This is a genomic window from Radiobacillus deserti (assembly GCF_007301515.1).
GTDB classification, from domain to species: Bacteria; Bacillota; Bacilli; order Bacillales; family Amphibacillaceae; genus Radiobacillus; species Radiobacillus deserti.
In genome coordinates, this window is record NZ_CP041666.1 from 137,775 (window position 1) to 157,903 (window position 20,129).

At 41.4% G+C, this 20,129-nt stretch carries 22 protein-coding genes; all 22 read left to right on the forward strand.

From position 1 onward, the window contains the following. The first annotated feature begins 298 nt into the window (after positions 1-298). The 22 genes from rpoB to FN924_RS00825 all read left to right on the forward strand — a co-directional run bounded on the left by rpoB (position 299) and on the right by FN924_RS00825 (position 20,111). Positions 299-3,850 (forward strand): DNA-directed RNA polymerase subunit beta, encoded by a 3,552-nt coding sequence (rpoB, locus tag FN924_RS00720; protein ID WP_194709674.1) that lies wholly within the window; start codon positions 299-301, stop codon positions 3,848-3,850. Between the two features lie 59 nt (positions 3,851-3,909). Beyond that, the gene (gene rpoC, locus FN924_RS00725) at positions 3,910-7,524 is read left to right on the forward strand and encodes a DNA-directed RNA polymerase subunit beta' (protein WP_143891632.1); all 3,615 of its coding nucleotides are present in this window, start codon (positions 3,910-3,912) and stop codon (positions 7,522-7,524) included. A gap of 205 nt (positions 7,525-7,729) precedes the next feature. After that, positions 7,730-7,861, forward strand: coding sequence for a ribosomal L7Ae/L30e/S12e/Gadd45 family protein (locus FN924_RS00730; protein WP_407692001.1), 132 nt, complete (start codon positions 7,730-7,732; stop codon positions 7,859-7,861). Positions 7,862-7,995: 134 nt separating this feature from the next. Then, positions 7,996-8,409, forward strand: coding sequence for a 30S ribosomal protein S12 (gene rpsL, locus FN924_RS00735; protein ID WP_143891633.1), 414 nt, complete (start codon positions 7,996-7,998; stop codon positions 8,407-8,409). 43 nt (positions 8,410-8,452) lie between these two features. Next, positions 8,453-8,923 carry a 30S ribosomal protein S7 gene (rpsG, locus tag FN924_RS00740; RefSeq protein WP_143891634.1) on the forward strand — a complete coding sequence of 157 codons (471 nt, stop codon included), beginning with the start codon at positions 8,453-8,455 and terminating at the stop codon, positions 8,921-8,923. A gap of 112 nt (positions 8,924-9,035) precedes the next feature. Beyond that, complete coding sequence (gene fusA / locus FN924_RS00745; RefSeq protein WP_143891635.1) at positions 9,036-11,114, forward strand: elongation factor G; 2,079 nt, start codon at positions 9,036-9,038, stop codon at positions 11,112-11,114. Between the two features lie 128 nt (positions 11,115-11,242). Beyond that, complete coding sequence (gene tuf, locus FN924_RS00750; protein ID WP_143891636.1) at positions 11,243-12,433, forward strand: elongation factor Tu; 1,191 nt, start codon at positions 11,243-11,245, stop codon at positions 12,431-12,433. Between the two features lie 1,092 nt (positions 12,434-13,525). Beyond that, positions 13,526-13,834: a 30S ribosomal protein S10 gene (rpsJ, locus tag FN924_RS00755; protein ID WP_143891637.1), complete on the forward strand. Its 309-nt coding sequence runs from the start codon at positions 13,526-13,528 to the stop codon at positions 13,832-13,834. A gap of 31 nt (positions 13,835-13,865) precedes the next feature. Next, positions 13,866-14,495, forward strand: a complete 630-nt coding sequence (rplC, locus tag FN924_RS00760; RefSeq protein ID WP_143891638.1) for a 50S ribosomal protein L3 — start codon at positions 13,866-13,868, stop codon at positions 14,493-14,495. A 25-nt stretch (positions 14,496-14,520) separates the two neighbouring features. Next, positions 14,521-15,144, forward strand: coding sequence for a 50S ribosomal protein L4 (rplD, locus tag FN924_RS00765; protein WP_143891639.1), 624 nt, complete (start codon positions 14,521-14,523; stop codon positions 15,142-15,144). Then, positions 15,144-15,434 (forward strand): 50S ribosomal protein L23, encoded by a 291-nt coding sequence (gene rplW / locus FN924_RS00770; protein ID WP_143891640.1) that lies wholly within the window; start codon positions 15,144-15,146, stop codon positions 15,432-15,434. The genes rplD and rplW overlap by 1 nt, the downstream gene beginning before the upstream one ends. Before the next feature lie 31 nt (positions 15,435-15,465). Beyond that, positions 15,466-16,296, forward strand: coding sequence for a 50S ribosomal protein L2 (gene rplB / locus FN924_RS00775; RefSeq protein ID WP_143891641.1), 831 nt, complete (start codon positions 15,466-15,468; stop codon positions 16,294-16,296). A gap of 57 nt (positions 16,297-16,353) precedes the next feature. Further along, positions 16,354-16,632: a 30S ribosomal protein S19 gene (rpsS, locus tag FN924_RS00780; protein WP_143891642.1), complete on the forward strand. Its 279-nt coding sequence runs from the start codon at positions 16,354-16,356 to the stop codon at positions 16,630-16,632. Positions 16,633-16,650: 18 nt separating this feature from the next. After that, complete coding sequence (gene rplV / locus FN924_RS00785) at positions 16,651-16,992, forward strand: 50S ribosomal protein L22 (protein WP_143891643.1); 342 nt, start codon at positions 16,651-16,653, stop codon at positions 16,990-16,992. 3 nt (positions 16,993-16,995) lie between these two features. Further along, positions 16,996-17,637 (forward strand): 30S ribosomal protein S3, encoded by a 642-nt coding sequence (gene rpsC, locus FN924_RS00790; RefSeq protein WP_143891644.1) that lies wholly within the window; start codon positions 16,996-16,998, stop codon positions 17,635-17,637. A gap of 17 nt (positions 17,638-17,654) precedes the next feature. Continuing rightward, positions 17,655-18,089, forward strand: coding sequence for a 50S ribosomal protein L16 (gene rplP, locus FN924_RS00795; protein ID WP_143891645.1), 435 nt, complete (start codon positions 17,655-17,657; stop codon positions 18,087-18,089). Next, complete coding sequence (gene rpmC / locus FN924_RS00800; protein WP_017473656.1) at positions 18,079-18,279, forward strand: 50S ribosomal protein L29; 201 nt, start codon at positions 18,079-18,081, stop codon at positions 18,277-18,279. Before rplP ends, rpmC begins: the two co-directional genes overlap by 11 nt. A 26-nt stretch (positions 18,280-18,305) precedes the next feature. Next, complete coding sequence (gene rpsQ, locus FN924_RS00805; protein WP_143891646.1) at positions 18,306-18,569, forward strand: 30S ribosomal protein S17; 264 nt, start codon at positions 18,306-18,308, stop codon at positions 18,567-18,569. Positions 18,570-18,613: 44 nt separating this feature from the next. After that, positions 18,614-18,982 (forward strand): 50S ribosomal protein L14, encoded by a 369-nt coding sequence (gene rplN, locus FN924_RS00810; RefSeq protein WP_143891647.1) that lies wholly within the window; start codon positions 18,614-18,616, stop codon positions 18,980-18,982. Positions 18,983-19,017: 35 nt separating this feature from the next. Beyond that, complete coding sequence (gene rplX, locus FN924_RS00815; protein WP_143891648.1) at positions 19,018-19,329, forward strand: 50S ribosomal protein L24; 312 nt, start codon at positions 19,018-19,020, stop codon at positions 19,327-19,329. Positions 19,330-19,356: 27 nt separating this feature from the next. Beyond that, positions 19,357-19,896 carry a 50S ribosomal protein L5 gene (gene rplE, locus FN924_RS00820; RefSeq protein WP_143891649.1) on the forward strand — a complete coding sequence of 180 codons (540 nt, stop codon included), beginning with the start codon at positions 19,357-19,359 and terminating at the stop codon, positions 19,894-19,896. Positions 19,897-19,925: 29 nt separating this feature from the next. Continuing rightward, positions 19,926-20,111 (forward strand): type Z 30S ribosomal protein S14, encoded by a 186-nt coding sequence (locus tag FN924_RS00825; RefSeq protein ID WP_143891650.1) that lies wholly within the window; start codon positions 19,926-19,928, stop codon positions 20,109-20,111. Positions 20,112-20,129 lie beyond the last annotated feature (18 nt).

The following is a 20,129-nucleotide window of genomic DNA, read 5'->3' on the forward strand; positions in this document are numbered from 1 at the left end:
GATTGAAAGAAGGAAATACATTCATTCCGGTGAATGTCATCATAAACTTGTGTTGAAAAGCTCTGTTCACAAGTTTGTTCGGCATGTTTTGTCGAAGAATCCTATTAAGTAAGCATATAACTTCCAAGATTTTAAGTCATTTACTTAATAGTCTGGATGCTTTACCTTCTGGTAAAGCAATTTGTTTCCTGTCTTCAAAAATATTTTTGAAGAAGTTTGCTACAGCAAAACATGGATTTTTGACCATTATACATGGCGTAATCCTAGTTTTTCTAATTTTTTATTCTTGATTTGAGGGGTGAATCAGTTGACAGGTCAACTAGTTCAGTATGGACGACACCGCCAACGTAGAAGTTATGCACGCATTAGCGAAGTACTTGAGTTACCGAATCTTATCGAGATTCAGACCGCTTCTTACGAATGGTTTTTAGAAGAAGGTTTGAGAGAAATGTTCCAGGATATTTCTCCAATCGAGGATTTTACAGGTAATCTATCTTTGGAATTCGTAGACTACAGTCTTGGCGAACCGAAGTATCCTGTGGATGAGTCGAAGGAAAGAGATGTTACTTATAACGCTCCTCTTCGTGTGAAAGTTCGTCTTCTTAATAATGAGACAGGCGAAGTAAAAGAACAAGAAGTCTTTATGGGCGATTTCCCATTAATGACGGACACGGGTACCTTTATTATTAATGGTGCAGAACGTGTTATTGTTTCTCAGTTAGTCCGCTCGCCGAGCGTGTACTACAGTAAAAAAGTTGATAAAAATGGTAAACGTGGCTACACAGCAACTGTTATTCCAAACCGTGGTGCGTGGTTGGAGTTTGAAACAGATGCGAAAGATGTCGTGCACGTACGTATTGACCGTACGCGTAAACTACCAATTACCGTTTTGTTACGAGCACTTGGTTTTGGTACAGATCAAGAAATCATTGATCTAATTGGTGAAAATGAATACTTGCGTAACACGTTAGAAAAGGATAACACGGAGAATAGCGAGAAAGCATTGTTAGAAATTTATGAGCGTCTACGTCCTGGTGAACCACCAACTGTTGAAAACGCAAAAAGCTTACTCGTATCAAGATTCTTTGACCCTAAACGTTATGATTTAGCGCACGTAGGTCGCTATAAAATAAACAAAAAACTTCATATTAAGAATCGTTTGTTTAATCAAACGCTTGCAGAAACACTTGCAGATCCTGAAACAGGGGAAGTGTTAGCGCAAAAAGGTGATAAAATTGATCGCCGTCTATTAAACAAACTACTTCCGTATTTGGAAGGGGAAGAAAACAATTTTGGAGAGCAAATCCTCGAGCCTCATGAGGGTGTATTAGAGGATCCTATCAAGATTCAATCCATCAAAATTGTCGACCCTACAGACCCTGAAGGGGAAAAAACATTAAACGTGATTGGCAATGCAAATGTAGAAAAAAGTGTGAAGAACATTGCACCCGCAGATATTTTAGCTGCGATTAGCTACTTCTTTAACATTCTACATCAAGTCGGTGACACGGACGATATCGACCATTTAGGGAACCGTCGTCTTCGTTCGGTTGGAGAATTGTTGCAAAACCAATTCCGTATCGGTCTTTCTAGAATGGAGCGTGTGGTACGTGAGAGAATGTCTATTCAAGACACTTCTTCTATTACGCCACAACAGCTTATTAATATTAGACCGGTTATCGCATCTATTAAGGAGTTCTTTGGTAGCTCTCAATTATCTCAATTTATGGATCAAACAAACCCGTTAGCGGAATTAACGCACAAACGTCGTCTATCCGCCTTGGGACCTGGTGGTTTAACGCGTGAACGAGCTGGTTTCGAAGTGCGTGACGTTCACTATTCCCACTATGGTCGTATGTGTCCGATTGAGACACCTGAGGGACCGAATATCGGGTTGATTAACTCATTGTCATCCTATGCGAAAGTGAATACGTTTGGATTTATAGAAACACCTTATCGTCGTGTAGATCCGGAAACCGGAAAGGTAACCGAGCAAATTGATTATTTAACAGCAGATGAAGAAGATAATTACGTAGTAGCGCAAGCGAATGCTAGATTATCTGAGGATTTATCGTTCGTGGATGATGAAGTTATTGCTCGTTTCCGTGGGGAAAACACAGTGGTTCCTCGTGATCGAATTGATTATATGGACGTATCTCCAAAACAAGTAGTATCGGCAGCGACAGCTTGTATTCCATTCTTGGAAAACGATGACTCGAACCGTGCGCTTATGGGCGCAAACATGCAGCGACAAGCGGTACCATTAATGAAACCAGAAGCTCCAATTGTTGGTACAGGTATGGAATACGTATCAGGTAAAGACTCAGGTGCTGCGGTTATTTGTAAGCATGAAGGTGTTGTGGAACGTGTAGAAGCTAAAGAAATTCATGTTAGAAGGGTAACAGAAGTGGATGGTAAGCAAGTAAAAGGTGACGTAGATCGTTATCGTCTACAGAAGTTTATTCGTTCTAACCAAGGTACTTGCTACAACCAACGCCCGATTGTGAGTCTAGGAGATCACGTAGTTAAAGGTGAGATTCTAGCAGATGGACCTTCTATGGAAGATGGGGAGCTTGCATTAGGACGTAACGTTCTCGTTGGCTTCATGACATGGGAAGGGTACAACTATGAGGATGCAATCATCATGAGTGAGCGCCTTGTTAAAGACGATGTCTATACTTCTATCCATATTGAAGAATATGAATCAGAAGCCAGAGATACAAAGCTAGGACCGGAAGAAATTACTCGTGACATTCCGAATGTTGGGGAGGAAGCATTACGCGACCTTGACGAGCGTGGAATTATCCGTGTTGGTGCAGAAGTAAGTGACGGGGATTTACTAGTAGGAAAAGTAACACCTAAAGGGGTTACGGAACTATCTGCAGAAGAACGTCTACTTCATGCTATTTTCGGAGAGAAAGCGAGAGAAGTAAGAGATACTTCTTTACGTGTTCCTCACGGTGCTGGTGGTATTGTGCTAGATGTTAAGATTTTTAACCGTGAAGATGGGGATGAACTTCCACCAGGCGTTAACCAACTCGTTCGTGTGTATATCGTTCAAAAACGTAAGATTCACGAAGGGGATAAAATGGCAGGACGTCACGGTAACAAAGGGGTTATCTCTAAAATCTTACCAGAAGAAGATATGCCGTTCTTACCAGACGGAACACCTATCGATATCATGTTAAACCCATTAGGGGTACCATCTCGTATGAATATCGGACAGGTATTTGAATTACACCTTGGTATGGCTGCACGTGCACTAGGCATTCATGTCGCATCTCCTGTATTTGACGGTGCGCGTGAAGAAGATGTGTGGGAAACACTAGAAGAAGCTGGTATGCCGAGAGACGCGAAGACTATTCTTTATGATGGGAGAACAGGTGAACCGTTCGATAACCGTGTATCTGTTGGTGTTATGTATATGATTAAGCTAGCACACATGGTTGATGATAAGCTTCATGCTCGTTCCACAGGGCCATACTCTCTTGTTACGCAACAGCCACTTGGTGGTAAGGCACAATTTGGTGGTCAACGTTTCGGGGAGATGGAGGTTTGGGCACTTGAAGCTTACGGTGCTGCATATACCTTGCAAGAGATTTTGACGGTTAAGTCGGATGACGTAGTTGGACGTGTGAAAACGTACGAAGCGATCGTAAAAGGAGACAACGTTCCTGAGCCAGGAATTCCTGAATCGTTTAAAGTACTCATCAAAGAACTTCAAAGTCTTGGTATGGATGTTAAAATGCTTTCTGCAGATGAGCAAGAGATTGAGCTCCGCGACATTGAAGAAGATGATACGCAATCCGCAGATAAGTTGAATTTGGAAGTAGAAGAAGGTCAGATGTAAGAACGTTTGTAAACACTTGATTCGTGATATAGCTGGAGACTAAAAGGGAGGTAGGCCCCTTGTTAGATGTTAACAATTTTGAATTTATGAAAATTGGTTTAGCTTCACCGGATAAAATCCGTTCTTGGTCTTATGGTGAAGTCAAAAAGCCAGAAACGATAAACTATCGTACATTAAAACCAGAGAAAGATGGTCTATTTTGTGAAAGAATCTTTGGACCACAAAAGGACTGGGAATGTCACTGTGGAAAATACAAACGTGTTCGCTATAAAGGTGTCGTTTGTGACCGCTGTGGTGTAGAAGTAACCAAAGCGAAAGTACGTCGTGAGCGTATGGGGCACATTGAGCTTGCTGCCCCAGTTTCTCACATTTGGTATTTCAAAGGTATCCCTAGCCGAATGGGTCTTGTTCTTGATATGTCTCCAAGAGCTCTAGAAGAAGTTATATACTTTGCGGCATATATCGTGACAGACTCTGGAGATACAGCGCTAGAAAAGAAACAACTTCTTTCTGAGAAGGAATACCGTGCTTATCGTGATAAGTATGGGCAAAGCTTCCAAGCTCAGATGGGAGCAGAGGCAATTCGTAAACTTTTACAAGATATCGATTTAGATAAAGAAGTTGGATTGTTGAAGGAAGAACTGAAAACTGCACAAGGTCAAAGAAGAACTCGTGCCATTAAACGTCTAGAAGTGTTAGAAGCATTCCGGAATTCTGGAAATGAGCCTTCTTGGATGATTTTAGATGTGCTACCAATCATTCCGCCAGAATTACGGCCAATGGTCCAATTGGATGGTGGGCGATTCGCTACATCTGACTTAAATGATCTATATCGTCGTGTTATTAACCGTAATAATCGTTTAAAACGTTTATTAGATCTTGGGGCACCAAGTATTATCGTTCAAAACGAAAAACGTATGCTTCAAGAAGCGGTTGATGCGTTGATTGATAATGGTCGTCGTGGACGTCCTGTCACAGGACCGGGTAACCGTCCATTGAAATCCTTGTCTCATATGTTGAAAGGGAAACAAGGTCGTTTCCGTCAAAACCTATTAGGTAAGCGTGTGGACTACTCTGGACGTTCTGTTATCGTCGTAGGTCCACATTTGAAAATGTACCAATGTGGTCTTCCAAAAGAAATGGCAGTAGAGTTGTTCAAGCCATTTATTATGAAAGAGCTAGTAGCCAAAGGCCTTGCTCATAATATTAAATCGGCAAAACGTAAAATTGAACGCTTACACCCAGAAGTTTGGGATGTACTAGAAGAAGTGATTAAAGAGCATCCGGTATTACTAAACCGTGCCCCTACGCTTCACCGTCTAGGTATTCAAGCGTTCGAACCAACATTGGTAGAGGGTCGTGCTATTCGTCTTCATCCCCTCGTTTGTACAGCGTATAACGCCGACTTTGATGGGGACCAAATGGCGGTTCACGTACCGTTATCAGCAGAAGCACAAGCAGAGGCAAGAATCTTAATGCTTGCTGCCCAAAACATTCTAAACCCGAAAGATGGTAAACCTGTTGTTACACCATCTCAGGATATGGTTTTAGGTAATTACTACGTTACGTTAGAACGTAAGGACGCCGTTGGGGAAGGAATGGTCTTTAAAGATCTGAATGAAGCATTAATCGCCTATCAAAATGGATATGTACACTTGCATACTCGTATTGCGGTATATGCAGGATCTTTAGGAAACCAAACCTTTACGGAAGAACAAAACACGAAGCTATTGTTAACAACAGTTGGTAAGCTTATATTCAATGAAACATTACCTAGTTCTTTCCCTTACATGAATGAGCCTACACAAACGAATCTGGAAGTGAAGACACCAGAACACTACTTTGTGGAAAAAGGAACGAACATTAAGGAAGAGATAGCGAAACGTGACATTATCCCACCATTCAAAAAGGGAATTTTGGGTAACATTATCGCAGAGGTATTTAAACGATTTAAGATTAGTGAAACGTCAAAAATGCTTGACCGAATGAAGGATCTTGGCTTTAGCTACTCAACGAAAGCAGGTATTACGGTTGGGGTATCTGATATCGTTGTATTAGGAGATAAGCAGGAGATTTTAGACGAAGCTCAGACAAAAGTAGATAAAGTTCTGAAACAATTCCGTCGCGGTTTAATTACGGAGGAAGAGCGTTACGACCGAGTTATCGCTATCTGGTCTAAAGCAAAAGATGATATCCAAGAAAGATTGATGAAATCCTTGGATCCACGCAACCCAATTTTCATGATGAGTGATTCCGGGGCTCGTGGTAACGCATCTAACTTTACACAGCTTGCAGGTATGCGTGGTCTAATGGCCAACCCAGCTGGTCGAATTATTGAGTTACCGATCAAGTCTAGTTTCCGTGAAGGCTTAACGGTATTAGAGTACTTTATTTCTACACACGGTGCTCGTAAAGGTCTAGCAGATACAGCCTTGAAAACAGCCGATTCTGGTTACTTAACTCGTAGATTGGTTGACGTCGCTCAAGATGTTATCGTTCGTGAAGAAGATTGTGGCACCGATCGCGGTCTAACTGTTCAATCGATTAAGGAAGGAACAGAAATGATCGAGCCGTTGATTGACCGACTAATTGGAAGGACATCCTTCCAAACCATCTACCACCCAGAAACAAAAGAATTGCTTGCCGAACGTAATGAAGTAATTACAGAGGATAAAGCAAAGCAAATTGTCGATGCGGGAATTGAACAGCTTATGATACGCTCTGTCTTCACGTGTAATACGAAGCATGGTGTATGTAAGAAATGTTACGGTCGTAACTTAGCTACGGGTGATGAGGTAGAAGTAGGAGAAGCAGTTGGTATTATCGCAGCACAGTCCATCGGGGAACCTGGTACACAGCTTACGATGCGTACCTTCCACACTGGTGGGGTAGCTGGAGACGATATCACGCAAGGTTTACCTCGTATCCAAGAGCTATTTGAAGCCCGTAACCCGAAAGGTCAGGCCGTCATTAGTGAAATCCATGGTACGGTTCAAGACATTAATGAAGTCAAAGACAAACAAGAAATTGTGATTCAAGGCGCAGTAGAAACAAAATCTTATACCGCTCCATATGGTGCAAGGGTAAAAGTTTCTATTGGTGATGAAGTCATTGCAGGTCAAGAGCTGACAGAAGGTTCTGTAGACCCTAAAGAACTATTGAAAATTCAAGGTATCGATGGCGTACAAGAATATCTACTCAAAGAAGTACAAAAAGTTTACCGTATGCAAGGGGTAGAAATCGGAGATAAACACGTCGAGGTTATGGTAAGACAAATGCTTCGCAAAGTACGTGTTGCTGACGCTGGTGATACAGAAGTTTTACCAGGTTCACTCTTGGAAATCCATCAATTCCGCGATGCAAACAGAGAAGTGTTATTGGAAGGAAACCAACCTGCTGTTGGTCGCCCGGTACTTCTTGGTATTACAAAAGCATCTCTTGAAACGGATTCCTTCTTGTCTGCCGCATCCTTCCAAGAAACAACTCGTGTCTTGACAGATGCAGCGATTAAAGGAAAACGTGATGAATTGCTAGGACTGAAAGAGAATGTAATTATTGGGAAATTGGTTCCTGCCGGTACAGGTATGCAAAAATACCGTAAGATAACGGCAAAAACAGATGAGCCAGTAGACGAACTAGTTGAATCGAATTTCACAGAAGAGATCACTCAGTAGTACTACAATATTATTTCAAGACAAGGTTAAAAGAGGAAGACTCCTTGAATGATGGTTTTGAAGGAGGAGAAGGGTAGCATTGCTTGCCCTTCCTCTCTGTAAACCTATTATAAATTTCCCATATTTTAAGTTGACATTAAAATAGTTGGATGATAATATATTCAAGGTGCTTCCGATTATCCTTGTTGCTTTGGAGGATATGTAAATGTCTTATGATAAAGTGGCACAGGTGAAAACTGGTTTGATAATAGGAACCAAGCAAACTTTGAAAGCCATGAAAAATGGTGAAGTTAGTGAGGTTGTTATAGCTGATGATGCTGATCAGCATGTGGAATAGATGTGGGGACTGCGACAGTGGCGATAAAGCAATAAAGTTTTGGCGGGAAATTCGCGAAAGCTTTGTTTTTTGCCTTGTTATGAACCACCTGGATATGTGGTATTACAAAACATTGCCGAAAGGAGGAAAAATAGATGCCTACAATTAATCAACTTGTACGTAAAGGTCGTGTGAGCAAAGGTAAAAAATCTGACTCACCTGCACTTAACAAAGGCTACAACAGCTTCAAAAAGTCTTTGACAAACCAATCTTCTCCTCAAAAACGTGGAGTATGTACTCGTGTTGGTACTCTAACACCAAAGAAACCGAACTCTGCACTTCGTAAATATGCTCGTGTGCGTTTGACTAACGGAATTGAGGTTACTGCTTACATTCCTGGTATTGGTCACAACCTACAAGAGCACAGTGTTGTTCTAATCCGTGGTGGACGTGTTAAGGATTTACCAGGGGTGCGTTATCACATCGTTCGTGGAGCGTTAGATACTGCTGGTGTAGATGGCCGTATGCAAGGACGTTCTAAATACGGAACTAAGAAACCTAAAAAATAATGTCTTAAAAACTATCAAACATTAAAGGGAAGGAGGGGGACATATGCCACGTAAAGGACCAGTACCAAAGCGTGATGTCTTGCCAGATCCGATTCATAACTCTAAGCTAGTAACTCGTCTAATCAACCAAATTATGGTGGATGGACAACGCGGAAAAGCTCAAAAAATTCTTTATAAAGCTTTCGAACTAGTGGAGGAGCGTAGCGGTCAAAACGCTATGGAAGTATTTGAGCAAGCAATGAAAAATGTTATGCCAGTACTTGAAGTACGTGCTCGTCGTGTTGGTGGATCTAACTACCAAGTGCCGGTTGAAGTTCGTCCGGAACGTCGTCAAGCACTAGGTCTACGTTACATTGTAAACTACTCTCGTCTACGCGGAGAAAAAACAATGGAAGAGCGTCTAGCTAACGAAATCTTGGATGCATCTAACAACACAGGTGCTTCTGTTAAGAAACGCGAAGATATGCACAAAATGGCGGAAGCAAACAAAGCGTTTGCTCACTACCGTTGGTAAGATCGTAGCGATTAAAAATAAGATTAGCCTAGAAAGCTACATGCTCTTAGGCTAGTCTGTTTATACTAAGCAACAAACAAATTAATCTTTATTCAGGAAGGAGACAACATTCATGCCTAGAGAGTTCTCCTTGGAAAAGACTCGTAATATCGGTATAATGGCGCACATTGATGCGGGTAAAACAACAGCAACCGAGCGTATTCTTTTCTATACAGGACGTATCCATAAAATTGGAGAAACACACGAAGGTGCTTCTCAAATGGACTGGATGGAGCAAGAGCAAGAACGTGGTATCACGATCACATCTGCTGCAACAACTGCGCAATGGAAAGGTCACCGTATTAACATCATTGATACACCAGGACACGTGGACTTCACAGTAGAAGTTGAACGTTCATTACGTGTACTTGACGGTTCCGTAGCAGTATTAGATGCACAATCAGGTGTAGAACCACAAACAGAAACAGTTTGGCGCCAAGCTACAACTTACGGTGTACCTAGAATTGTTTTTGTAAACAAAATGGATAAAATCGGAGCAGATTTCCTATACTCTGTTAAGACTTTAGGAGATCGTTTAGGTGCTAATGCACATCCGGTACAACTTCCAATCGGAGCAGAAGATGATTTCGAAGGAATCATTGACTTGATTACAATGGAAGCATTCTACTACTTGGATGACCTTGGTACCCGTGCTGAAGCTCGTCCGATTCCAGATGACATGAAAGCTCAAGCGGAAGAATACCGCACAAAACTAATTGAAGCTGTAGCTGAATTAGATGAAGAGCTAATGATGAGATACTTAGAAGGTGAAGAATTCTCTAACGATGAGCTTAAAGCTGCTGTCCGTAAAGCAACTCTAAGTGTTGAATTCTATCCAGTATTCTGTGGATCTGCTTTCAAAAACAAAGGGGTTCAGCTTTTAATTGATGGAGTAGTAGACTACCTACCAGCTCCAACAGATGTACCTCCAATTGAAGGTATCGTTCCACAAACGGAAGAAAAAGTTGTTCGTAAAGCGAGCGACGACGAGCCGTTCTCTGCACTTGCATTTAAAGTTGCAACAGATCCGTTCGTAGGTAAATTAACATTTTTCCGTGTGTATTCAGGAACACTACAATCTGGTTCTTACGTAAAAAATTCTACGAAAGACAAGCGTGAGCGTGTAGGTCGTATTCTACAAATGCACGCAAACTCTCGTGAAGAGATTGCAGAAGTTTACGCTGGGGACATCGCTGGTGCAGTAGGTCTAAAAGATACAGGTACTGGTGATACTCTATGTGATGAAAAGAATCTTGTAATTCTTGAATCTATGGAATTCCCTGAACCAGTTATCTCGGTTGCAATCGAACCTAAGTCAAAAGCTGACCAAGATAAAATGGCGGTTGCGCTTGGTAAACTTGCAGAAGAGGATCCAACATTCAAAACAGAAACAAACCCGGAAACTGGTCAAACGATTATTTCTGGTATGGGTGAGCTTCACCTTGATATTATCGTAGACCGTATGAAGCGTGAATTTAAAGTGGAAGCAAACGTAGGTGCTCCTCAAGTATCCTATCGTGAAACATTCCGCGCTTCCGCTGATGTGGAAGGTAAATTTGTTCGTCAATCTGGTGGTCGTGGTCAATATGGTCACGTTTGGATCAAATTTGAGCCAAATGAAGAAGGCGCTGGATTTGAATTTGAAAACAAGACCGTTGGTGGATCTGTTCCGCGTGAATATATCGGCTCAGTAGAAGCTGGTGTTAAAGAAGCGATGGAAAACGGTGTTTTAGCTGGTTATCCACTAGTTGACATTAAAGCGACTTTATTTGATGGAAGCTACCACGATGTCGACTCCAACGAAACAGCGTTTAAAGTTGCTGCTTCAATGGCACTTAAAGCTGCGAAAAATAAATGTAACCCAGTTCTACTTGAACCTATGATGAAAGTAGAAGTTGTTATCCCGGAAGAATACATGGGAGACATCATGGGTGATGTAACTTCTCGTCGTGGACGTGTAGAAGGTATGGAAGCTCGTGGAGCTGCTCAAGTTGTAAAAGCATTCGTTCCACTTGCTGAAATGTTTGGTTATGCAACTGCACTTCGTTCTAATACACAAGGTCGTGGAACATACACCATGCACTTTGATCACTACGAAGAAGTACCTAAGAGCATTGGAGAAGAAATCATCAAGAAAAATGCTGGTGAATAATACAATTTGTTGACATTCATCTAGTATAACTTGTATTGTATGCTTAGGAATTTCATAACCGTTGTTCCTAAGCACGCTATACATTTATAATAAAAAAAACTTTTACTTACTTAAAGGAGGAACTATAAATGGGTAAAGCAAAATTTGATCGTTCCAAAGATCACGTTAACATTGGAACTATTGGTCACGTTGACCACGGTAAAACAACTTTAACAGCTGCAATAACTACAGTACTATTCAACAAATTCGGTATCGGTGAAGCTCGTGCATACGATCAAATCGATGGTGCTCCAGAAGAGCGTGAGCGTGGAATCACAATTTCAACTGCGCACGTTGAGTATGAAACTGAAACTCGTCACTATGCACACGTTGACTGCCCAGGTCACGCTGACTATGTTAAAAACATGATCACTGGTGCTGCACAAATGGACGGAGCTATCCTTGTAGTATCTGCTGCTGATGGTCCAATGCCACAAACTCGTGAGCACATTCTACTTTCTCGTCAAGTAGGTGTACCTGCGATTGTAGTATTCTTAAACAAATGTGACATGGTAGACGACGAAGAACTTCTTGAACTAGTAGAAATGGAAGTTCGTGACCTTCTTTCTGAGTATGACTTCCCTGGTGATGATGTACCAGTAATCAAAGGTTCTGCTCTTAAAGCGCTTGAAGGCGAAGAAAAATACGTTAACGCAATCTATGAACTAATGGATGCGGTTGATGAGTATATTCCAAGACCTGACCGTGACACTGAAAAACCTTTCATGATGCCAGTTGAGGATGTATTCTCAATCACTGGTCGTGGTACTGTTGCTACTGGACGTGTTGAGCGTGGAGTAGTAAAAGTAGGGGATGAAGTAGATATCATCGGTCTTGCTGAAGAAGCTTCTAAAACAACTGTAACTGGTGTTGAAATGTTCCGTAAGCTTCTTGACTATGCAGAAGCTGGAGACAACATTGGTGCACTTCTTCGTGGGGTTGCTCGTGAAGATATCAACCGTGGTCAAGTACTAGCTAAACCTGGTACAATCACTCCACATACAAAGTTCCAAGCTGAGGTTTACGTACTATCTAAAGAAGAGGGTGGACGTCATACTCCATTCTTCACTAACTACCGTCCTCAGTTCTACTTCCGTACAACGGACGTAACTGGTGTTATCCACCTTCCAGAAGGTGTTGAAATGGTAATGCCTGGTGACAACGTAGAAATGACAGTGGAACTTATTTCTCCAATCGCAATCGAAGATGGAACTAAGTTCTCTATCCGTGAAGGTGGCCGTACAGTAGGCGCTGGCGTTGTTGCTTCTATCACTGAGTAATAAAAAAAGTAGAATATAAAAAGGTAGCATCTAAGGATGCTACCTTTTTTCTTTGAAAAATAGTAATGGCTTCAATTAACTGGTTTAATGCGGAGTAGATATAAATTGCGACATAATGACATGATAAAAGTTACTACAAAACCATCGATTTGGTAAGTGCTACGTGCGTTACGATGTTGATTTCCGTTGCGGGTAATCGCTTTCCGCGGGCATGGCTTCAGCCAGGCTACTACATCGAATAATCATCTTTGCTGCCTTGCACTGAGGAAGCTTACTACGAAGCGTTACTAGGAGACGCAGGTGCATCTTTCGGGGTCTTCAACTCGTGCTGTTCCGCAGGACAAGGAAAGCTTCTTAGAATAGACATCGCACGAAGAAAATTGGGCTTTATTTTCGAGGAGTCGATTACCCTCCACTCCAATCAACATGCCATATTTACTCTCCAAAGTGTAGTTTACAAAATATCCATTGAAGTAAAGAAGGAGCATTAAATCTAGCACGTTAATAAACATTGATTTAGTGTAACGTAAAGGAAGAAGCGATTCCCAGATACATGGTATTAAGTTCATGCTGTTACTTGATAAGAAATCCATCTCAAGCTGCGGAAAAATGCGAGACTCCTGTGGGAAAGGAACAGTTGAAGACCCCACAGTGAGCGTTCTTTGCGATCGAGGAGGCTGAGACGTTCCCCACGGAAAGCGAGTGTTTTTCCGCAGCGCCGGATCAGAAGTCAACTTGATATAGTAGATACAAGTCCTTATTTTGTTACGTCGAAGTAAATATAAAAAGCATAGGTATTTAACCTGTACAAATTGGTTAATAATTGTAATTAGTGATCACAGCTTGAAGTCGGTATTATTACTATGTATAATACCGATTAGTGTCTCATTATGACTAGAAAAATCTAGTGTGTATATTTTTATAAAATGGTTGCAATGACTAGGTTTCTTCTATATAATAAATAATGTTGGTCATAAAAAAGGCGATGATGCGGAAGGTTGTTGACACACCCGGCCCCTTTGCCATGGCGGGTTGTCGAGGAATTTTCGCGGAGAATGTCTATTTTAAAATGGGCGAAAAGGAGGGAAAATAATGGCAAAAGAAAAAATAAGAATCAGATTAAAAGCGTACGATCACCGTATTCTAGATCAATCCGCTGAGAAAATCGTAGACACAGCGAAACGTTCAGGCGCAAGTGTTTCTGGGCCGATTCCGCTACCTACAGAAAAATCTGTGTACACAATCTTGCGTGCGGTGCACAAGTACAAAGATTCTCGTGAGCAATTCGAGATGCGCACACACAAGCGTCTTATTGACATTGTTAGTCCGACACCACAAACAGTTGATGCGCTAATGCGTTTAGACTTACCATCTGGTGTGGACATTGAAATCAAACTATAATATAGAATTTAAAAAAATGGAGGTGTAACGGATGACGAAAGGAATCTTAGGGAGAAAGATCGGCATGACTCAACTTTTCAATGAAGCTGGCGAGCTAGTTCCTGTTACTGTAATTCAAGCTGAGCCTAACGTTGTACTTCAACTTAAAACAGTTGAGAGTGACGGTTATGAAGCAGTTCAAGTAGGATTTGCTGATCAAAAAGCAAATAATGCAAACAAACCTGCTAAAGGTCATGCTGAAAAAGCGAACACAACGCCTAAGCGCTTCATTCGTGAATTCCGTGACGCTAATCTTGAAGACTACACAGTAGGTCAAGAAATTGGCGTAGACGTATTTCAAGCTGGAGATATCGTAGATGTAACTGGTACTTCTAAAGGGAAAGGTTTCCAAGGTGCGATCAAGAGACATAACCAATCTCGTGGACCAATGTCTCACGGTTCTCGTTACCATAGAAGACCAGGTTCAATGGGTGTAATTGACCCTATGCACGTGTTCAAAGGTAAAAAACTACCAGGACAAATGGGTGGAGGAACAATCACGATCCAAAACCTTGAAGTAGTAAAAGTAGATACAGAGCGTAACTTACTTTTAGTAAAAGGCAATGTACCTGGTGCGAAAAAATCTTATGTTCAAATTACCAGTGCGGTAAAGGCTAACTAATCATTATTTGAAGGGAGGATATGTCATGCCTAAAGTAGCACTATATAATCAAACTGGATCTCAAGTTGGCGATGTGGAATTAAATGATGCTGTATTTGGAATTGAACCAAATGAGCATGTATTACACGAAGCAGTCCTTATGCAACGCGCTTCTTTACGCCAAGGAACTCACGATGTAAAAAATCGTTCTGAAGTTCGTGGTGGTGGACGTAAACCGTGGCGTCAAAAAGGTACTGGTCGTGCTCGTCAAGGTTCTATCCGTTCTCCACAATGGGTTGGTGGTGGAACAGTATTCGGACCAACTCCACGTAGCTACAGCTATAAACTACCGAAAAAGGTTCGTAGATTGGCATTAAAATCTGCGCTATCTTCTAAGGTGAATGAAGAAAGCTTGTTCGTACTCGACAATCTTTCAATCGAAGCTCCAAAAACAAAAGAAGTAAAAGCTATCTTAGCTGGTTTAAATGTAGATAGCAAAGCTTTAATTGTTACACTTGAAAAAGATGAAGTAGTTGCGCGTTCTGCTAACAACTTACCTGGAGTGAAAGTACTAACTGTAAGTGAAGTAAATGTTTTAGATTTGCTTACGCATGACAAGCTGATCTTGACGAAAGAGGCAGCTGAAAAAGCAGGGGAGGTGCTTGCATAATGAAAGATCCACGTGATATTATTAAGCGCCCAGTTATTACTGAGAATTCTGCAGATTTAATGGCTGATAAAAAATATACCTTTGAAGTGAGTACCAAAGCGAACAAAACTGAAATCAAAGATGCGATTGAAAGCATTTTTGGTGTGAAAGTTGTGAACGTAAATACAATGAACCTTAAAGGTAAATTCAAGCGTATGGGACGTTACGGAGGATTCCGCCCAGATCGCAAGAAAGCAATTGTTACACTATCTGCTGATAGTAAAGAGCTAGACTTCTTTGAAGGTGTTTAATCTATTATTTGAATAAAAAGGAGGGAAAACGATGGCGATTAAAAAATACAAACCAACCTCTAATGGTCGACGTGGTATGTCAGTTTCTGATTTCGCTGAAATCACTACTGATAAACCAGAAAAATCCTTGCTTGCTCCACTTCACAAACGTGGTGGTCGTAACAACCAAGGTAAGTTAACAGTTCGTCATCAGGGCGGCGGTCACAAACGTCAATATCGTATTATTGATTTCAAACGCGATAAAGATGGAATACCTGGACGCGTTGCTACTATTGAGTACGATCCAAACCGTACTGCTAATATTGCGTTAATTAACTATGTTGATGGTGAAAAACGTTATATTCTAGCTCCAAAAGGACTTAAAGTAGGAGACGAGATACTTTCTGGAGAGGGCGCTGACATCAAAGTTGGGCACACTTTAGAGCTTCAAAAAATTCCAGTAGGTACTGTTATCCACAACATCGAGTTAAAACCAGGTCGCGGAGGACAATTAGTTCGTTCTGCTGGTTCACAAGCTCAAATCCTTGGACGTGAAGATAAATATGTACTTGTAAGACTAACTTCTGGAGAAGTTCGTTTAATCCTAGGTACTTGCCGTGCAACGGTTGGTCAAGTAGGTAACTTAGAACACGAACTAATCAACGTTGGTAAAGCTGGACGTTCTCGCTGGAAAGGTATTCGTCCAACTGTACGTGGTTCTGTAATGAACCCGAACGATCACCCACACGGTGGTGGTGAAGGACGTGCGCCAATCGGACGTAAGTCACCAATGTCTCCATGGGGTAAACCAACTCTTGGGTACAAAACTCGTAAACGTAACAAACCAACTGATAAGTTTATCGTACGTAAACGTAAAAAATAACGGGGTTGCTAGGCGGGAACAAAAACCCGTCTGTCAATCGCGAAGGGAGGCTTATGCATGGGTCGTAGCTTAAAAAAGGGACCTTTCGTGGATGACCATTTAATGAAAAAAGTAGAACAACTTGACACTGATAACAAAAAACAAGTGATTAAAACGTGGTCTCGTCGTTCTACCATTTTCCCTAATTTCGTTGGCCACACTATCGCTGTTTATGATGGTCGTAAACACGTACCTGTATATGTAACAGAGGATATGGTAGGGCACAAATTAGGTGAATTCGCACCAACACGTACCTATAAAGGTCACGCTGGTGATGACAAGAAAACAAAACGTTAATGAGAGGAGGCACTCCTAATGCAAGCTAAAGCTGTTGCAAAATCTGTTCGTATCGCTCCTCGTAAAGTTCGTTTAGTAATAGATTTAATTCGAGGAAAAAATGTAGGAGAAGCTGTTTCAATTCTACGCCACACACAACGTGGAGCTTCACCTGTAGTAGAAAAAGTACTTCGTTCGGCTATCGCTAACGCAGAGCACAATTACGAAATGAACCCAGATAACCTTGTTATCTCTGAAGCATTCGTAAACGAAGGAGCAACTTTGAAACGTTTCCGTCCACGTGCGATGGGTCGTGCTAGTCAAATCAATAAAAGAACGAGCCACATTACAGTGGTTGTATCAGAAAAGAAGGAGGGATAATTCGTGGGTCAAAAAGTTAATCCGATAGGACTTCGTGTCGGCGTTATCCGTGATTGGGAATCCAAATGGTACGCTGGTAAAGATTATGCTGATCTATTACATGAAGATATTAAGATTCGTGAATATATTGAACTACGTTTAAAAGATGCAGCGGTATCTAGCATTGAAATCGAACGTGCAGCAAACCGCGTAAACATCTCTATCGCAACTGCTAAACCAGGAATGGTAATTGGTAAAGGTGGTTCCGAAGTAGAAGCTTTACGTAAGTCTCTTAATGCCCTTACTGGTAAAAGAGTTCACATCAACATCGTTGAAGTGAAAAAAGCTGATATCGATGCGAAACTAGTTGCTGAAAATATCGCTCGTCAACTTGAAAACCGTGTTTCATTCCGTCGTGCGCAAAAACAAACGATTCAACGTGCAATGCGTGCAGGAGCTAAAGGGATCAAAACTCAAGTATCAGGCCGTCTAGGTGGAGCTGATATCGCTCGTGCGGAACACTATAGTGAAGGAACTGTACCACTACACACACTACGTGCGGATATCGATTACGGTACTGCAGAAGCAGATACTACGTACGGTAAATTAGGTGTTAAAGTGTGGATCTATCGTGGAGAAGTCCTTCCAACTAAAAACAACAAATAAGGAAGGGGGAACGCATTATGTTAATGCCTAAACGTGTAAAACATCGTAAACAACACCGTGGTCGTATGAAAGGTCAAGCAAAAGGTGGAACAACTGTAGCATTTGGTGAATATGGACTACAAGCTCTTGAAGCTTCTTGGATTACTAGCCGTCAAATCGAGTCTGCTCGTATCGCGATGACTCGTTACATGAAACGTGGTGGTAAAGTTTGGATCAAAATCTTCCCAGACAAACCATACACTGCGAAACCTCTAGAAGTACGTATGGGTTCCGGTAAAGGGGCTCCAGAAGGCTGGGTAGCAGTAGTAAAACCAGGAAAGATTATGTTTGAAATCGCAGGTGTTTCTGAAGAGGTAGCACGTGAAGCGTTACGTCTTGCTTCTCATAAATTGCCTGTTAAAACGAAATTTGTAAAACGCGAAGAAATTGGTGGTGAAATCAATGAAGGCTAATGAAATAAGAGAACTAACCACTGCCGAAATTGAACAAAAAGTTAAATCTTTAAAAGAAGAGCTTTTCAACTTGCGTTTCCAGTTAGCGACAGGACAACTTGAAAACACTGCACGTCTTCGTGAAGTTCGCAAATCTATCGCGCGTATGAAAACTGTTGTTCGTGAAAGAGAGCTAAGCGTAAATAACTAGTAAACCCGAGAGGAGGTTAGCCTCAAATGAGTGAACGTAATAACCGTAAAGTCTACACAGGTCGTGTAGTCTCTGACAAAATGGATAAGACCATTACAGTAATGGTTGAGACATATAAGTTCCATAAGCTGTATGGAAAACGTGTTAAGTACTCTAAGAAATTCAAAGCACATGACGAAAACAACCAGGCTAAAACTGGAGATATCGTGCGTATCATGGAAACTCGTCCACTTTCAGCTACAAAACGTTTCCGTTTAGTTGAAGTTGTCGAAGAAGCCGTAATTATTTAATTAAATTTCGCTCGGATTGGTTTCCGAAGGGAGGTTACAAGAGTATGATTCAACAAGAGACTCGTTTGAAAGTAGCAGACAACTCAGGTGCACGTGAAGTACTTACAATTAAAGTACTAGGTGGATCTGGTCGCAAAACTGCAAACATTGGTGATGTTATCGTGTGTACGGTGAAACAAGCAACACCAGGGGGCGTTGTCAAAAAAGGTGATGTAGTTAAAGCTGTAATTGTTCGAACAAAGAGTGGAGTTCGTCGTAAAGACGGTTCTTATATCAAATTTGATGAGAACGCAGCAGTAATCATTCGTGATGACAAAAGTCCAAGAGGAACTCGTATCTTTGGACCGGTAGCACGTGAACTACGTGATGCTAAATTCATGAAGATCGTATCTCTAGCACCAGAAGTACTATAAATGAATGATAAGCCTTGTAAGGAGGTGCGCTAAGCATGCATGTTAAAAAAGGTGATAAAGTTCAGGTGATCTCTGGTAAGGATAAAGGCAAAACAGGAACTATCCTTGAAGCCTACCCGAAAAAAGATCGTGTGTTGGTAGAAGGTGTGAACGTCGTAAAAAAACACACTAAGCCTTCTCAAGACAACCCACAAGGCGGGATTCTTAACCAAGAAGCACCGATTCATGTTTCTAACGTAATGCCAATTGATTCGAAATCTGGCGAACCAACACGAGTTGGATATGAAGTACGCGACGGAAAGAAAGTTCGTATCGCTAAAAAATCAGGTCAACCATTAGATAAATAAGATTAGCGATGAAAGGAGGTCTTCTCGATGAACGAATTAAAACAAAGATATTTAAATGAGATTGTACCATCACTAGTTGAAAAATTTAACTATAGCTCTGTAATGGAAGTACCAAAAGTAGAAAAAATAATCATTAACATGGGTGTCGGTGACGCGGTTCAAAACTCTAAAGCGTTAGATAGCGCGGTAGAAGAACTAGCACTTATCTCCGGTCAACAACCATTAATTACAAAAGCGAAAAAATCAATCGCAGGCTTCCGTTTACGTGAGGGAATGCCGATTGGTGCAAAAGTAACTCTTCGTGGAGAGCGTATGTATGAATTCCTTCATAAATTAATCGCTGTTTCCTTACCACGTGTACGTGACTTCCGTGGTATCTCGAAGAAAGCTTTTGATGGTCGTGGTAACTACACACTTGGTGTGAAAGAACAATTGATTTTCCCGGAAATTAATTATGATCAAGTAAGTAAAGTACGTGGTATGGACATCGTTATTGTTACAACTGCTAACACAGATGAAGAATCACGTGAGCTTTTAACTCAACTTGGCATGCCTTTCCAAAAATAAGCTGAAAGCTAATAGAAGGAGGGAAAATTGTGGCTAAAAAATCAATGATCGCGAAGCAGAAACGTCCTCAAAAGTTTAAAGTACAAGAGTACACTCGTTGCGAACGCTGTGGTCGTCCACATTCTGTACTACGTAAATTTAAACTTTGCCGTATTTGTTTCCGTGAACTTGCCTACAAAGGTCAAATTCCTGGTGTCAAAAAAGCAAGCTGGTAAACCCCGATTAGGGAAGGA

Coding starts and splice junctions, on each gene's coding strand:
- rplD (WP_143891639.1), top strand. CDS start 14,521: ATGCCTAAAGTAGCACTATATAATCAAACTGGATCTCAAGTTGGCGAT.
- rpmC (WP_017473656.1), top strand. CDS start 18,079: ATGAAGGCTAATGAAATAAGAGAACTAACCACTGCCGAAATTGAACAA.
- rplX (WP_143891648.1), top strand. CDS start 19,018: ATGCATGTTAAAAAAGGTGATAAAGTTCAGGTGATCTCTGGTAAGGAT.
- fusA (WP_143891635.1), top strand. CDS start 9,036: ATGCCTAGAGAGTTCTCCTTGGAAAAGACTCGTAATATCGGTATAATG.
- rplW (WP_143891640.1), top strand. CDS start 15,144: ATGAAAGATCCACGTGATATTATTAAGCGCCCAGTTATTACTGAGAAT.
- rplB (WP_143891641.1), top strand. CDS start 15,466: ATGGCGATTAAAAAATACAAACCAACCTCTAATGGTCGACGTGGTATG.
- FN924_RS00730 (WP_407692001.1), top strand. CDS start 7,730: ATGTCTTATGATAAAGTGGCACAGGTGAAAACTGGTTTGATAATAGGA.
- rplN (WP_143891647.1), top strand. CDS start 18,614: ATGATTCAACAAGAGACTCGTTTGAAAGTAGCAGACAACTCAGGTGCA.
- rpsS (WP_143891642.1), top strand. CDS start 16,354: ATGGGTCGTAGCTTAAAAAAGGGACCTTTCGTGGATGACCATTTAATG.
- tuf (WP_143891636.1), top strand. CDS start 11,243: ATGGGTAAAGCAAAATTTGATCGTTCCAAAGATCACGTTAACATTGGA.
- rpsQ (WP_143891646.1), top strand. CDS start 18,306: ATGAGTGAACGTAATAACCGTAAAGTCTACACAGGTCGTGTAGTCTCT.
- rpsJ (WP_143891637.1), top strand. CDS start 13,526: ATGGCAAAAGAAAAAATAAGAATCAGATTAAAAGCGTACGATCACCGT.
- rpsL (WP_143891633.1), top strand. CDS start 7,996: ATGCCTACAATTAATCAACTTGTACGTAAAGGTCGTGTGAGCAAAGGT.
- rplP (WP_143891645.1), top strand. CDS start 17,655: ATGTTAATGCCTAAACGTGTAAAACATCGTAAACAACACCGTGGTCGT.
- rplE (WP_143891649.1), top strand. CDS start 19,357: ATGAACGAATTAAAACAAAGATATTTAAATGAGATTGTACCATCACTA.
- rplV (WP_143891643.1), top strand. CDS start 16,651: ATGCAAGCTAAAGCTGTTGCAAAATCTGTTCGTATCGCTCCTCGTAAA.
- rplC (WP_143891638.1), top strand. CDS start 13,866: ATGACGAAAGGAATCTTAGGGAGAAAGATCGGCATGACTCAACTTTTC.
- rpsG (WP_143891634.1), top strand. CDS start 8,453: ATGCCACGTAAAGGACCAGTACCAAAGCGTGATGTCTTGCCAGATCCG.